A 13624-nucleotide genomic window follows, 5' to 3' on the forward strand; every position below is an offset into this window, starting at 1 on the left:
GTTATAGAGAGTAATTTTCAATTGAGGAGGTAATTGCTATGCAAGAACTGGAATCATTAAAAAGTATCTTCAAAGACAGAATTTTTAGGGTGCCAGATTATCAAAGAGGATATGCTTGGAAAGAAGAACACTTAGAAGACTTTTGGGAAGATATCATCAATTTGCCTAATGATAGATATCACTATACTGGGTTACTCTCTTTAAAGCTCGTCCCTGAAGAGGTATGGGAACGGTGGGATAAAGAAGGTTGGTTAATAGAAGACAGAGGATTTAGACCGTTTCATGTTGTAGATGGTCAGCAAAGACTTACGACCTTTATAATATTAATCAATGAAATAGTAAATTGCGTGTTTCAGCTTTCAGAAAACCAAGGAAAAAACCCGGAAGAAATCTATCTTGGATCCTTTAATCTGTTGGAAATCCAACAGGAGTATTTGATGATTGCAAAGCCGCCTCATGCAATTATCAAAAGTTATAAATTTGGTTATGAAAAGGATAATCCGAGTTCCGAACTTCTAAAACATCGTATTCTTTCGAATGCCGAAAGCCACGGATCTGTCTCGGAGTCATATTACACCTTGAACCTTGAGAATGCTAAAATTTTTTTCAGAGAAAATCTAAATAACTATTTCACTTTTAATGGTATACAGGGTATTGAAATGCTGTTTAAGAAACTGACAAGAAACTTAATGTTCAATATACATGAGATACAGGATGACTTTGATGTATTTGTAGCTTTTGAAACCATGAATAATCGAGGGAAAAAATTATCCAATCTAGAATTATTAAAAAACCGTTTAATTTATTTAACAACTTTGTATGAAAAATCTGAATTGAATAATGATGATAAGAGGATACTGCGCGACAACATAAATGAGGCCTGGAAAAATATTTACCATTATTTGGGGAGAAATAAAAAGAGGCCACTAGTGGACGATGAATTTTTAAACGCACACTGGATTTTATCTTTTCCTTACACAAGACAAAAAGGCGACGATTATATAAAGTATCTCTTAGATGAAAAATTCACACCGAAAAATGTTTTTACAAAAGTTCCGGTTGTTAAGGATTCAATAATCGAAGTAGAAGAAATAGTTGATGATACAGATGAATTTGAAGAAGAACTGCCCCTAGCAGTTTCAAATGCTAAATTAACACCTTCTGAGATTGAAGCGTATGTAGAGAGCCTGAAAGTTGCAGCCCGGCATTGGTATAATACTTTCAACCCAATAAACAATTCAGAATTAGATAAAGAAGAACGTCTATGGTTGGATCGGATAAACAGAGTTGGGATAGTATATTTCAGACCTCTGTTGTTAGCCGCTTTAATGTCATCAAATATAAAGCAGGGAGAAAGAGTAGAGCTGTTTAGACAAGTTGAAAGATTTATTTTTATAGCCTTCAGATTGGGTAGAGCGTTTTCCAATTATAGAAACAGTGAGTTTTTCCGTCTTGCCAGGAAGTTGCAAAATGGGGAAATTACTGTCCAAGAAATTATATGTATACTAGAAGCTCGAATTGAAGATTGGCTGGAAGCTAAAACAGCTTACGACAATCAACCGTTTAATACCTATATAAAAAGAAAATTTGTCAATTCGAGTGGTTTTTATGGATGGAATGGATTGAAATATTTATTATACGAATATGAGTACGAGATGATGAGTAAATGGGGAAACCAAAAAATTGATTGGAATCTGTTTGTAAAGAACGAAGATGATAAAGTATCGATTGAACATATTTATCCGCAAACCCCAACTAGAATAGAATGGTTGGAACCTTTCAAAGATTTTTCTCTTGTACAGCAAAAGTATTTAACCAACTCATTAGGAAACCTACTTCCTCTTTCTCAAAGTATAAACTCCAGTCTGCAAAATAATATATTCTCTGAAAAGAAACATCCTGTAAGTAGTGAGCGCCGAGGATTTGCGAATGGATCTCATAGCGAAATAGAGGTTTCTTATTATAATGAATGGACCGCAAAGGAAATTCTTGAAAGAGGATTAAAGCTTATAAGTTTCATGGAAAAGAGATGGGATATAAAGTTTCCTAATATTGATACGAAGCTAGAGTTTCTGTGTCTAGAATTTATGAAAGATTCCAGCGCCAATTGAATTTTAAGTAGAATCCATTTAAAATTCTCATCCCTCTGCATGAAATTTAGGTGCAACTATAGACCAAGTCACTACAAAAAATCTCAACCAACTTGAATTTGTGATGCCCACGTCTATCGGGAAACTTGAGGACGAAAAGATTTCCGATGACTTTACAAAGCTGGATAAGACCTTTCCTTTCGAGTTAACACGAGGTGCAGTTGAAAAAATGGTTGACGAAGAAGATTTTTTTGAAATTAAAGTTGCCGGAGAAACGATGAAAGCTGAGGTCAAAATACCGTAAGAGCAAGGGCCGTTTCAAGTCATGCTGATTTTAGCCGGTTCAACACCAACAAGTCGCGATGGCAACTCAATAATGTTTCTCGGCAACAATGATAGTTTGAAAAAAGTGACAGACAAGGTTGCGTGGAATAGTATTGTCAGCATTCGCTACGACATTCGCGGTGTGGAGGTTAGTAAAATATTTGGCATTCTCATAACTAATGTGTAGTACAATTCAAGTAACAAGCAGAAGATAAGTTCTTAATAAACCTTTTTGGAAAAGGACGATGAAATAATGACCATTACAATTAAATATTGGATTAAAAGAGTGGTGTATTTATTTAAAAGTTACAATTCTCAAGTAAGGGAACTAAATGAAGATTATAGGAACTATGCTGATTGTAATAAAAAGTTTTTTTATGACGATTACATGGATAGGCGAAAAAGCGATAAAAAACTAATAATGATATTAATAGCCTTTGGAGTTAGCCTATTCATTCTTGTTATCAATAAAATTCGGGCGAAATTTAAAGCTAAAAGAAAAATGAAAATTTCCAAAAGACTTTGATGATACATTACACTTTGTACTTCACATACTGCCACGCAAATTGATTCTAAATATTAAGTTGTGATTTTTCTTTTTATTCACCCATATAATTTTTTTGGGATTTGTGAGGTTCTTTTGGAAGCGAGGTTTATTATAACTTCAAATAATGGACAGCTGAATCGGGGGAATTCTTAGGGGTGCAATTTAACGACTGCCATCTTAGACCGCCTTTTCACTGGAGCGAGATTTTCATATTCGACGATCAAGCTGTTAAACCTTAATCGGGGAAAATTGTTGATTTCTACTTGACAGTTACAGATTTGTATTAACTACTTTTAAATTTTATATATATTAAGACTATATTAAAAAAAATTTTAGAATTTTCTTGTGAATTATGAAGGAGAGGATTGAAATGAATGAATCTAAATTTTATGATATCGTTAAAGAAGTTGAAAATGAAATGGGAGGATACATTACCCAAACCTCTGTTAATGGATTTTCAGTTGAAATAGAATGTAAGTCAAATTCTGGTAAACAGAGACATACAGCTAAATTCGAGTTCGATAAAAATACAGGCGACTCTACTACTACCTTTGCTGCTTATCCGAACTCTGGTACCTACAGATATTTTAGAGATGAAGTTCGAGCTAAAATGAGAAAAGAACTAAACAATTAAAAGTCCGCATCCCTATGTTAAAAAATTATTAATCATGATAATCACTGAATATTGCACTGTGTAAGAGTCAATGCAGTTTATTAGCAATAATTGCGTCCATAAAAGCCGTATTCAATAACCTTAAGGGTTAAAAGATACGGCTTTGGGATTTTTTCTAGGACGTAAAATATTATAAATGCTTGCGACACAACGAAAATCTTGGAATTGCTGGCGATTTAGAAATATAAGAAATTTAATTAAGTTTTAATCTATAATATTTGTACTTGATATACTATTTTTAAATCCACATTCTGTGCAGGGCCAAATGTATTTATGATCGTCAAATTTTTCTTGATTGTTTAAATGTGCATTACAACGGTCGCAAAACCAGTCGATATCTGGAAATCTTTCTCCCATTATTTAGAGCCTCCATTATTTGAAATTTACTAAATAAAAATAGTGTAGTTCCTTGAAATTCTTCAATAAGCCAAAATGATAGCTGATAGCAGACCTACAGAGAGAAGTGGACCAACCAAGGACATTATTTAAAAATTAATTTAGGTTATGCATTCTGTAATATTACAATGAAAGTCACTTTACTGTTGCGAACCCGATTCATTTAATTCACTACAAATACATAATGTTGTCTCTAGTGCGGAGGCATAATTAATTACCAGACACTTTGTATCGAGCTGTTGAATAACTCGCCTTTGTAATAGTATGAGAATTGAAAATCCCTTTTATTTAGTGTGTTTAGAATCGCTTCTATTAAAATATTTTTATTTTCGTTCAAATATACACGCAGGAAAACTTCTACTCTTTGTAAGGCTAAATGAACATCTTTTGTTTCTATTAAATTGTTATCAATAGCAAACAACGGGTATGTTCCTTCAGGAGTTACTGCTTTTGTTAAAGCTTTTTGGTATCCAGAGTCATATGCGTTGTTCAATATATTTTCTGAAATTTCTTCTATTGATGGAATAGTGTTACCAGAGGACAACGTCTTGTAAATTGTTAGTATAGTATCTATACTATTTAATTGTTCGTTAGAGATTATAATTGAAGGTTTTTTTTCCACAGCTACAATCTCTTGCGTATATTGATCAACTACTTTTATTTTTAGTGTTAAATCTTGCGTTTTTACTGACATTAAATATCCCCCAATATTTTATTATTTATTAATTATTATATTCTAGATATAAGAGGGAAATCCTGCAAAAAAAGATTCCCTTTGTAAAAAAAAATTTAATCGCCATCCTATGTCAAACCTAATACAATTAATTTAAATTATTGCGTCCTGTTAAAAAATTTTAACCGATTTTGACAACACACTACAATTTATACTTTATACACAACCATACCGACTGCAGCAGCATTGCGGTTGTGTTTTTCTTTTTATTCATTCCGTATAAATTGTTTGGGAATTCCGTCGCTCCCAAGGAAGTGGAAAATAATTTACTAAAGTCGCGATTATTGGGCACTGCGAAGGTTCGCTGATCGGCATGGTGGCAGCAGAGCGAGTTTCAGCCGATTGGTTTGTATCCATTGCGGGAGCGGGACGCCCCATTGATCAAGTGTTGATGGAGCAGTTGGAGGGACAGCTCCCGGAAGATCTCATGACTGAAGCCGATCAAATCATCGAACAGTTAAAAGAAGGCGAACATGTTGAAACGGTCAGCCCCGAATTGCAGAGCTTGCTCCGTCCGTCGGTTCAGCCCTATATGGTTTTCTGGCTGGCGTATGATCCGCAGGAAGAAGTGGCGGCCATGGAGATTCCGGTCCTGATTATAGGCGGTACAGCGGATTCGCAGGTGCCGCAATCCGATGTGGAAAGTTTGCATGCGGCGCATCCGGAATCAGAACTTCTGATTATTGACGATATGAACCATGTGCTGAAAACGGAGTCGGATGAAGACGGGAATGAGGCGGCATACAGCGATCCTGATCTACCGCTAGCGGATAGGTTGATGGAGGGGATTGTTGGGTTTTAGGAGTGAAATAATATACGAAAAAAAAGATGCGAAGGGATTCGCAGCTTTTTTATAGGATTTTTATACTCGCTCAGGTAAAGAATCAGTTTTAAATATTTTCGCTATACTACTGCTTTAAGTGAAGATGTGAGTGGACCTATAATAACAAAATTAATAAAGTCTTATGCATCCCAGACTCAGGCACTGAAACACAGATGGTGGGTATGGCTGCCGGCAGCATTAAGGATCTATTGTGTACATAACATCGGCGAAGCATTACGCCGTGCAGGGGATGCGAGACAAAGATAGGCTGAATACATCACAACAGACAGCAACTCCGGTTGTTGTCTTTTAACAAGCTATTGTTACAAAAAAATAGTAAATGTCACAGAAAAGTAATATTTTTGTTTTATTTGCAGAAAATTTGGGTATATTATTTTCATAGGCGTTTCATATTCTTATTTTTAGTTTTGATATGAAAGTCTTATCTAATTTTTATACTGGGTTTTAGGGTACTGAATTTCAATCTCTATTCAGTTTACTATTTTAGAAAAGGGAGGAAAAAGGATGACGAAAATTTCGTGGTCACGATTAATGTTATTTACAATGCTGATCTTTGTATTGGCTTTGGCAGCATGCGGCAATGATGATGCTTCAAACGAAGAATCACCTGCTGATTCGGATGCTACAACAGAAGAAAGTGCTGAAACAGAAGAAAGTGCTGAAACAGAAGAAGGTGTTGACGAGGGCACTGAAGACGCTGAAGAGGGTACTGAAGAAGTCGATGATGGAAGTGCAGAATCTCAACCAAAAGTTACTGAGTTTGAACCGGCATTTCCTGAACAAACAAGAGCACCTGCAGTAGTGACTGAAACAGAACTTAATGAGGAAGTTATTGCTGAAGGTCTTGGCGTGTCTTGGGGTATGGCAGAGTTTGAACCAAACCGCTTGCTTGTTACGCAAAGAGATGAAGCAGAACTTCTAATTGTAAACCTTGATGAGTTCTCTGTTTCAGATCCAATCGAAGGTACACCAGAAGTAAATAACGAAGGTCAGGGCGGGTTGCTGGATGTAGCCGTTGCACCTGATTTTGACGAATCAAGAATGGTATTTCTGACGTATTCTGAAGATGCTGAAGATGGTACTGTAACGGCAGTCGGTAAAGGTGTTTTATCAGAAGATGAAACTTCACTGGAAGATTTCGAAACATTCTTCCAAGCGACACCAGCATATGATGGCGACTTGCACTATGGTGGACGTATTATCTTTGATGAGGATGGCAACCTGTTCCTAACAACGGGTGAGCGCTCAGATGATCCAATTCGCGAACGTGCACAAGACTTGGATGCTTACTTGGGCAAAGTCATTCACATTACACAAGATGGAGAAGCAGTAGATACGAATCCATTTATTGAAGATGAAGACGCACTGGATGGTATTTACAGCTACGGTCACCGTAATATTCAAGGTGTGGATTTCCACCCTGAAACAGGAGACTTATGGATTGTTGAATTCGGTCCACAAGCTGGGGATGAACTGAATATTGTTGAACCAGGCAATAATTATGGATGGCCGATTGTTTCTTATGGTATCGAGTACACAGGTGAATTAATCAATGATGGAATTTCAGAACACGAGGCGCAAGGCTTTATTGAACCAAGATATTATTGGGATCCAACAAGTGCGCCAAGTGGTAGTTCATTCTATGATAACGACGCAATTCCTGAATGGGAGAACAACTTGCTCATCGGTGGTTTAGTGTCGAGCTATATTGCACGTGTCGTTATTGAAGATGACACCATCGTTGGAGAAGAGCGTCTGTTAACTGATGAAGGCGAACGTTTCCGTGATATTCTTGTAACTGAGGATGGCGCGCTTATTGCAGCAACTGATGGCGGTAAGATTTATAAGATTTCTGCAGCAGGTGAATAAAAACGCGCCTCTTTGTCAAAAAGAATTCAGTTTATTAACTACCATTACATGAAGAAGAAGCCGTATCCAGAAACCTCAATGGTTGATGGATACGGCTTTTGTATTTTTATTTAAGAAGTAACTGAATTTGATGAAGAACTTAATGCTGTTCAGACTTTCATAAGCAGTATATATGGATCATAGACACCGACTGATTACTACAAATAGCGTTTCTCTCGGCGCTTGTTGCGCTTTATTCAAGCTCATATTTTGTTTGGCAGTAGTGTCGTTCCCTGGGAAGTGGGATTTTCAAGTACTAACATACAAAAAAGTATGTGAGCTATCCTAAATCATCACCTTAGTTACTCAATGAACTAAATATTCTAACTTTTTTAATCTTTTTACTAGGAATCGAACGTAAGTTCTGTTATATTAAATGCATACCACTATGGAATGAGGTGTATTTCGATGGTGCTTGCAATCAAAGAAGTGAACGGATTTGAAAAAGGAAAGAAATATACTAAGGAACTTGAGTTTGTTTCTTGCTTTAAAAGCGACGAATATCGAGTAATCGCTTTAGCAGATAGAGATGGCTATGTCTTTTATTGGACAACTACAGAAGATTCGCTTGAATATCGAAACTTCCGCAAAAAAGCTACTTACACATTTAAAGTTAGCTATATTTCTACAATAGTCGGTCCTTCCAGACCTAAGGTCATTATTGCAGAATTGCATGATGTAACAGCTGAAAACGGCATGTATGGTAAGGCAGAGCAATATAAATTAAATGCTTAATATATATCTAAACAAAAAGAACCTTGATACTCTCAAGGTTCTTTTTGTTTAGATATATAAATGTTAGTCTTTCCACCAGGGATTATCTCCCCGCACTCTTTGCATTAACATTTAGAGTGTGGTATTTTTATTTATTTATCCGCATAAATTGGGGAATGCGGCGCTTCCACGGAAGCGAAGTGGTTTATTTTAAAAGAGGAGATTAATATATGAGTAAGTTTTCGATTGTGGCAATTAGTTTATTGGCAATTATCATCATCGCTCTTGCCTTTGCCGGGGATTTTTTTTACGGCGAAGCGGTGCAGCGGGGGACTGAAGTTGAACTTTATGAGGAAGAAGAAGTTCCAGTGACAATCGTCCTTGAAGATGAACAGATGATCGAGGAAGCGGCTGAATGGTACGAAGAGCAGGAATTTGAAACGGCTTCTATCCTTTCATATGACGATCTTAGGTTGGAAGGTGACTTTTTGGAGAACGAAGATTCGGGTGGGAAAGCCGTGATCCTTGCACATGGCTTCCGCGGAAACAGTGAAGATATGAAAAATTTTGTTCAGTTTTATTATGACCAGGGATTTGATGTTTTAATTCCCGATGCTCGTGGCCATGGAGAAAGCGAAGGGGATTATATTGGTTTCGGCTGGCACGACAGGCTGGATATAAAGCAATGGACCCAGCTGCTCATTGATGAGGAAAACAGCAGCGATATTTTTCTTCACGGCGTTTCAATGGGAGCGGCGTCCGTATTGATGACGAGTGGCGAAGAGCTTCCGGCGGCAGTGAAAGGGATTATTGCTGATAGTGCTTATACGTCAGCGGCGGATATTTTATCTTATCAGCTCGAGTCTATTTACAATCTGCCGGCGTTTCCGCTCATTCCAATCACTAGCGGTATTACAGAACTCAGAGCGGGTTTCACTTTTAATGAAGCTTCCGCGCTCGAGCAAGCCGCAAGAAATGCGCTTCCTTTGTTTATCATTCATGGAGAGGCGGACGAACTCGTTCCGACATCGATGGCAGAAGAACTCTACGAAGCAGCAGGCGGCGACAAAATGTTTTGGACAGTTCCGGACGCCGGACATGTTAAAGCCTATACGATAGCCACTCAGGAATACCAGGAGCGGCTGAAGGGATTTATTGAGGATAGTATGGAGAAGTAATTTGCGTGAAATGGTCGTCTGCTTGGGAACGGAAAGACGCATATTCATATGTCAGGAGGCTCAATAAATGAAGCACTTCACGAAGGATTGGTATGACGAAATGCAGGTTTCCGGTTTTCTCGCATTGCACGAGTCAGAAGAGGACTGGGAAGAAGAATTGGAATATTACCGCAAGGAAGGAGAGAATTTGCGAGAGCTGAACTTACGCAATCTGGACGATATGCGGAAAAATTTGCTGCGCTACTTGCCGGATACGTTTCTTCCGTATATTCACGATGGCACGCTGGTGACCGAATACCCGACGCCAGAGCTGCGCATGCTCGTCAATCGATGGGAACGGGATTACGAGCGGCGGATGGAAGAGCTTAATGACCGGTATAGGCAGCATTTCGAATCGATCAAAGCGGAACTCCCGCCAGCTGCCGTCGAGCTGGCGGAGAATGGCCTGCACGATGCGGTCGTCCTTTCTGTTGAAAGACCGTCTGAAGGTCAGCTTGTCCTGACGCTCGACTGCAGTGGAGGGTTCCATTATTTTACCGATGTCCGACTCACTTTTGAAGGGGTCACGTATTCGAACGTTCCAGCTGATTTCAAAGGTGCATGGTGGCTTTATGATGAAATTTACAAAATGGACGGTGGCTTTGAGCTTCATACCTTGTTCGACACTCCGATGACTGAGACCGTGATCCGTGCGCGCGATGTAAAAATTGAGCCGCTGAAACTGCCGCTATTGCGCCGGTTGCAGAAATGGTACAGAAGAAGGTAGATAGCCAGGTTTAATTCTTTATAACTAAGATTAGGAGGAATTATCATTGAACAGTTATAAAGAGTACTTAGATTTATTATCTAAGAATTACGAAGAAGCAGTTGATTGGTTGCTTCAGAAATACGGTTCTGCGCAAGATGATTATTATAGGGAATCTTCGTACCAGAGGTTTATGAATAGAGAAATAAAAAACATTACAAAAGGTAAATTCTCAAGAACAAACGAAGGGTTATATTGCCACCACATAGATGAAATTAAATGGTTGAAAATATCTGACCAAAATTTTGTGAAGGAATATAATATCCCCTTTGAAAACCAACGAAAAAACAGATTAGTATATTGTGACTTGGTCGAGCATACCATTTTGCATGTATTGATAATAAATGAAACTTCTTCTGAATACGGTTATCCAGGATTCGAAGCATTTTTAAAACCATCTATTGAAGAGTGGTATCTTGATGAAAGAATGCCCAATCCAGAATGGATGAAAAAATGTTACATGAAATCATTTTTAGAGCCTCAAAAAGCGTTCGAGTTGGTAAAAGAAATGCAAGAAGTGATAGGAGAAAGTTATTTTAATACTTTAGTAGATTATTATGATAAGAAAAGGGAAATTGAAGAAAATAGAATGAAATGGCAAGAACAGCTTAAGCAAAATCGAATAGATGAGAGGGCAAGTTGGATAGAAAATGCAAAGCAATTACATCATAAGAGCCCCAGAAGTGAGATAGTAGCTGCTAGCTATTTTATACGTATATACTATAAAAATGCTGAAAGTGTTATAGGGTTTTTTAATAAATCCATTACATTTAAAGAATACGACAAAGAGATGAAAAAGTTTATGAAAGAAGAAATACTGGATGAACTTTTAGTATATATAGACAGTCTGCCCGAACTTGTTAGGGAAGAAAGTAACAAATAAAAATAAGTTGCTAGTATCTGGTATTAATAGTAAGACACTCGTATTGGTGCAATTAAAGCCAACTTCAATCCTTTTTTAAAAAGCGTCCGTGGGAACAAACGAATCCTAAGCGATGTTGATTAAACACTACAATTTCATACGTAACCACACCGACTACTGCAACATTTCGGTGTGGTTTTTCTTTATATTCCATTCTTATATATTAAATGGTAACTTTCTCGCTCCCAAGAAAGAAGAAATAATTAAAAAAACCTACTTTATATCCTTTTATTAGAAAATTATGAGTCAATTTTTCTAAATACCTGTTAAAATAAAATTCAATAAACTATATTTTAAATAGGGGGAAAATTTGTGGCTGCAAATGAAGTTTCGGTAGGCAAGATAGAACAAATGTTGGATTGGGCATATGACAAATCTTTAAACGGCATTCCTGGAATGGACTCAGCTTATGAAATGGCGGAGGGTTTTTTATCAAAACATGATACTGCTGATCAAGCTATAGACAGCTTGATTCGCTGGCAAAATACAAAAGCCGCCACTAGTGGCTTTCTTACCGGATTGGGTGGAATAATTATAATGCCTGTTACTTTGCCCGCAAATATTGCTTCAGTTATGTATGTCCAAGTTAGAATGATTGCAGCTATTGCACACATGAAAGGCTATGACTTAAAAGATGATCAAGTTAAAACTTTTGTGTTTGTTTGCCTAACGGGAAAATCAGCATCGGATATATTCAAGTCAACTGGTATTAAAGTAGGTAATGCCTTTGCAAAGCAAGGTGTCATAAAAATACCTAGTAAAGTCATTGTAGCTATAAATCAAAAAGTTGGTTTTAGATTACTCACGAAATTTGGAGAAAAAGGATTAATAAATTTAGGGAAAGCCATACCCATAGCTGGCGGCGTTATTGGTGGAGCTGTCGATGGAATAGGAACCGGGATAATTGGAAAGACGGCCAAGAAGGTGTTTGTCTGAGTACAGAGATTTATGATAGCTTCTCTGGCAAAACATATCTATAGCTTCATATGTAAAATTCCCACTTCCAAACCTATGGATTTATACCAGTTAAAAAATCAAATATATATTCATTCGATCCAAAAGCAAAAGAATAGATCATCTTGCTGACTGAACGAGTGGAACGATATGTGAGGAGCACATTCAGATGAAAAAGCTGTTAGTAGGAGTTATTATTTCAATGTTACTTATTTTAATCGCCGGTTTAGTCGTTTTTATTCAATTTAAACCATCTGGAGTTACTGCTAGCCAAAGTTCTAATACGTCCTTAATCCAGGAGAGAGTCGTAGAGTTGTCAGAGCTAGCGACATTGAAGTATGAGTATAGTAAAGCAATGGTAAATCGTGATTCAAAGAACATCCCATTGACTGATATTCGCTTTGCAGAGACGATAAAGCTCATTGAGTACACAGGATATATGAAAGCTGGGTCGGATCTTTCGAAAGTGGATGTAGCATATGATGAAGTGTCCAATCAAGTAACGGTCCGCCTTCCAAAAGCGAAAATTCTTGATAATGTTGTGGAGACCGAGAACATGAAGATAGAAGATGTAAAAGGAAATATCTTCTCAGATCCTCCTACACAGCAAATTATTGAGGATATAAACGCTGAAAAGAAGAAATTTGAAGAAGAGAAAATCAGCCAAGGATTTTTAACGGAAGCTGATAAAAGGACAGAGGAAGTCTTAAAGTCATTCTTGAGTCTCGATGAAGAAAATGAAGTAATTATAGAGTTTTATTAAAAATTAAGTCTCAAGACTCGGAAAATTTTTGAACGATTCTACCGACACACCAGTTTGAGAAATAGCTAACCTGAGTCTAACCCAATTTGATTTATTTGTAACAACTGTATAAAAAAACCGTATCCAGTGACCTCGAGGGTTAATGGATACGGTTTTTGTGTTTTTTATCTGATAAAATAATTTTTCATAACTGTAGGTTACACAGAGAACATCTGATTAGGAAATCTAAACCATTTCCTCTTCTATAGGAATTACAACACTCCCATATTTAAAGACTTCATATTCTTCCAAATCTAATTTACTGGTCCATCTCAATCCGGAAACTTCAGGAAGCAAGGCACGGTAATGACCCCAGTTTAAAACATGGATATCCTGCAATTCTTTATCCGGGAAAGATGCAATGCTTTTGGAATTATACGCAGGCTTATGAGTGTAAATAAGTAATCGCTCAGCTAAGTCGATATAAGTAGACCATAAATCTTCAGTTAGAGGTTGAGAGCCATGAAGTCTTCCAATATAAATCTTATGATTGTTTGAATCATTTGTGTAAAGCCAATCTTCCTGGGATATTCTTTTGCCTAATGTTTGATAATCAGCTTTGCCGATATATAGCTGGACATCGTTTCCGTAAATAGGATGTCTTCCGTACACCTGATAAATTCCGTAATCCGTTTCTTCGTTCATAAGCTGAGGGAGCTCTGATAGTTTATAAGAACCTTCCCATTCAATTTGAATAAGGGTTACTGGAATGATGGACATACAAAAATCTCCTT

At 37.2% G+C, this 13624-nt stretch carries 13 protein-coding genes; 11 read left to right on the forward strand and 2 right to left on the reverse strand.

The annotated features are described in order from the left end of the window. Positions 1 to 38 precede the first annotated feature (38 nt). The 3 genes from QOZ98_RS06685 (at position 39) to QOZ98_RS06695 (ending at position 3595) form a co-directional block, all read left to right on the forward strand. Positions 39 to 2111, forward strand: a complete 2073-nt coding sequence (locus QOZ98_RS06685) for a DUF262 domain-containing protein (RefSeq protein ID WP_308786708.1) — start codon at positions 39 to 41, stop codon at positions 2109 to 2111. A gap of 556 nt (positions 2112 to 2667) precedes the next feature. Further along, a complete protein-coding gene (locus tag QOZ98_RS06690) occupies positions 2668 to 2940 on the forward strand; it encodes a hypothetical protein (protein WP_308786709.1) in 273 nt (90 codons plus the stop codon). A gap of 391 nt (positions 2941 to 3331) precedes the next feature. Then, a complete protein-coding gene (locus tag QOZ98_RS06695) occupies positions 3332 to 3595 on the forward strand; it encodes a hypothetical protein (protein ID WP_308786710.1) in 264 nt (87 codons plus the stop codon). 649 nt (positions 3596 to 4244) lie between these two features. Here QOZ98_RS06695 and QOZ98_RS06700 read toward each other — a convergent pair. Next, complete coding sequence (locus QOZ98_RS06700; protein ID WP_308786711.1) at positions 4245 to 4724, reverse strand: hypothetical protein; 480 nt, start codon at positions 4722 to 4724, stop codon at positions 4245 to 4247. 352 nt (positions 4725 to 5076) lie between these two features. Here QOZ98_RS06700 and QOZ98_RS06705 point away from each other — a divergent pair, with 352 nt between their 5' ends. The 8 genes from QOZ98_RS06705 (at position 5077) to QOZ98_RS06740 (ending at position 12851) form a co-directional block, all read left to right on the forward strand. Continuing rightward, entirely contained in the window at positions 5077 to 5565 is a 489-nt protein-coding gene (locus tag QOZ98_RS06705; RefSeq protein ID WP_308786712.1) for an alpha/beta hydrolase, read from the forward strand. A 546-nt stretch (positions 5566 to 6111) separates the two neighbouring features. Further along, positions 6112 to 7476, forward strand: coding sequence for a PQQ-dependent sugar dehydrogenase (locus QOZ98_RS06710; RefSeq protein WP_308786713.1), 1365 nt, complete (start codon positions 6112 to 6114; stop codon positions 7474 to 7476). 447 nt (positions 7477 to 7923) lie between these two features. Continuing rightward, positions 7924 to 8250: a hypothetical protein gene (locus QOZ98_RS06715; RefSeq protein ID WP_308786714.1), complete on the forward strand. Its 327-nt coding sequence runs from the start codon at positions 7924 to 7926 to the stop codon at positions 8248 to 8250. A 209-nt stretch (positions 8251 to 8459) separates the two neighbouring features. Then, positions 8460 to 9407 (forward strand): alpha/beta hydrolase, encoded by a 948-nt coding sequence (locus tag QOZ98_RS06720; protein ID WP_308786715.1) that lies wholly within the window; start codon positions 8460 to 8462, stop codon positions 9405 to 9407. Positions 9408 to 9474: 67 nt separating this feature from the next. Further along, the gene (locus tag QOZ98_RS06725) at positions 9475 to 10173 is read left to right on the forward strand and encodes a DUF4085 family protein (protein ID WP_308786716.1); all 699 of its coding nucleotides are present in this window, start codon (positions 9475 to 9477) and stop codon (positions 10171 to 10173) included. A gap of 46 nt (positions 10174 to 10219) precedes the next feature. Then, positions 10220 to 11095: a hypothetical protein gene (locus tag QOZ98_RS06730; RefSeq protein WP_308786717.1), complete on the forward strand. Its 876-nt coding sequence runs from the start codon at positions 10220 to 10222 to the stop codon at positions 11093 to 11095. Positions 11096 to 11446: 351 nt separating this feature from the next. Next, positions 11447 to 12070 carry an EcsC family protein gene (locus QOZ98_RS06735; protein ID WP_308786718.1) on the forward strand — a complete coding sequence of 208 codons (624 nt, stop codon included), beginning with the start codon at positions 11447 to 11449 and terminating at the stop codon, positions 12068 to 12070. A gap of 187 nt (positions 12071 to 12257) precedes the next feature. Continuing rightward, positions 12258 to 12851 carry a DUF4230 domain-containing protein gene (locus QOZ98_RS06740; protein ID WP_308786719.1) on the forward strand — a complete coding sequence of 198 codons (594 nt, stop codon included), beginning with the start codon at positions 12258 to 12260 and terminating at the stop codon, positions 12849 to 12851. Positions 12852 to 13076: 225 nt separating this feature from the next. Here the strand turns inward: QOZ98_RS06740 and QOZ98_RS06745 are convergent, their stop codons facing one another. Then, positions 13077 to 13610 (reverse strand): hypothetical protein, encoded by a 534-nt coding sequence (locus tag QOZ98_RS06745; protein WP_308786720.1) that lies wholly within the window; start codon positions 13608 to 13610, stop codon positions 13077 to 13079. Between the last annotated feature and the right edge of the window lie 14 nt (positions 13611 to 13624).

This window comes from Planomicrobium stackebrandtii (genome assembly GCF_030814955.1).
GTDB lineage: Bacteria > Bacillota > Bacilli > Bacillales_A > Planococcaceae > Planococcus > Planococcus stackebrandtii.

Coding starts and splice junctions, on each gene's coding strand:
- QOZ98_RS06685 (WP_308786708.1), top strand. CDS start 39: ATGCAAGAACTGGAATCATTAAAAAGTATCTTCAAAGACAGAATTTTT.
- QOZ98_RS06690 (WP_308786709.1), top strand. CDS start 2,668: ATGACCATTACAATTAAATATTGGATTAAAAGAGTGGTGTATTTATTT.
- QOZ98_RS06695 (WP_308786710.1), top strand. CDS start 3,332: ATGAATGAATCTAAATTTTATGATATCGTTAAAGAAGTTGAAAATGAA.
- QOZ98_RS06700 (WP_308786711.1), bottom strand. CDS start 4,724: ATGTCAGTAAAAACGCAAGATTTAACACTAAAAATAAAAGTAGTTGAT.
- QOZ98_RS06705 (WP_308786712.1), top strand. CDS start 5,077: ATGGTGGCAGCAGAGCGAGTTTCAGCCGATTGGTTTGTATCCATTGCG.
- QOZ98_RS06710 (WP_308786713.1), top strand. CDS start 6,112: ATGACGAAAATTTCGTGGTCACGATTAATGTTATTTACAATGCTGATC.
- QOZ98_RS06715 (WP_308786714.1), top strand. CDS start 7,924: ATGGTGCTTGCAATCAAAGAAGTGAACGGATTTGAAAAAGGAAAGAAA.
- QOZ98_RS06720 (WP_308786715.1), top strand. CDS start 8,460: ATGAGTAAGTTTTCGATTGTGGCAATTAGTTTATTGGCAATTATCATC.
- QOZ98_RS06725 (WP_308786716.1), top strand. CDS start 9,475: ATGAAGCACTTCACGAAGGATTGGTATGACGAAATGCAGGTTTCCGGT.
- QOZ98_RS06740 (WP_308786719.1), top strand. CDS start 12,258: ATGAAAAAGCTGTTAGTAGGAGTTATTATTTCAATGTTACTTATTTTA.
- QOZ98_RS06745 (WP_308786720.1), bottom strand. CDS start 13,610: ATGTCCATCATTCCAGTAACCCTTATTCAAATTGAATGGGAAGGTTCT.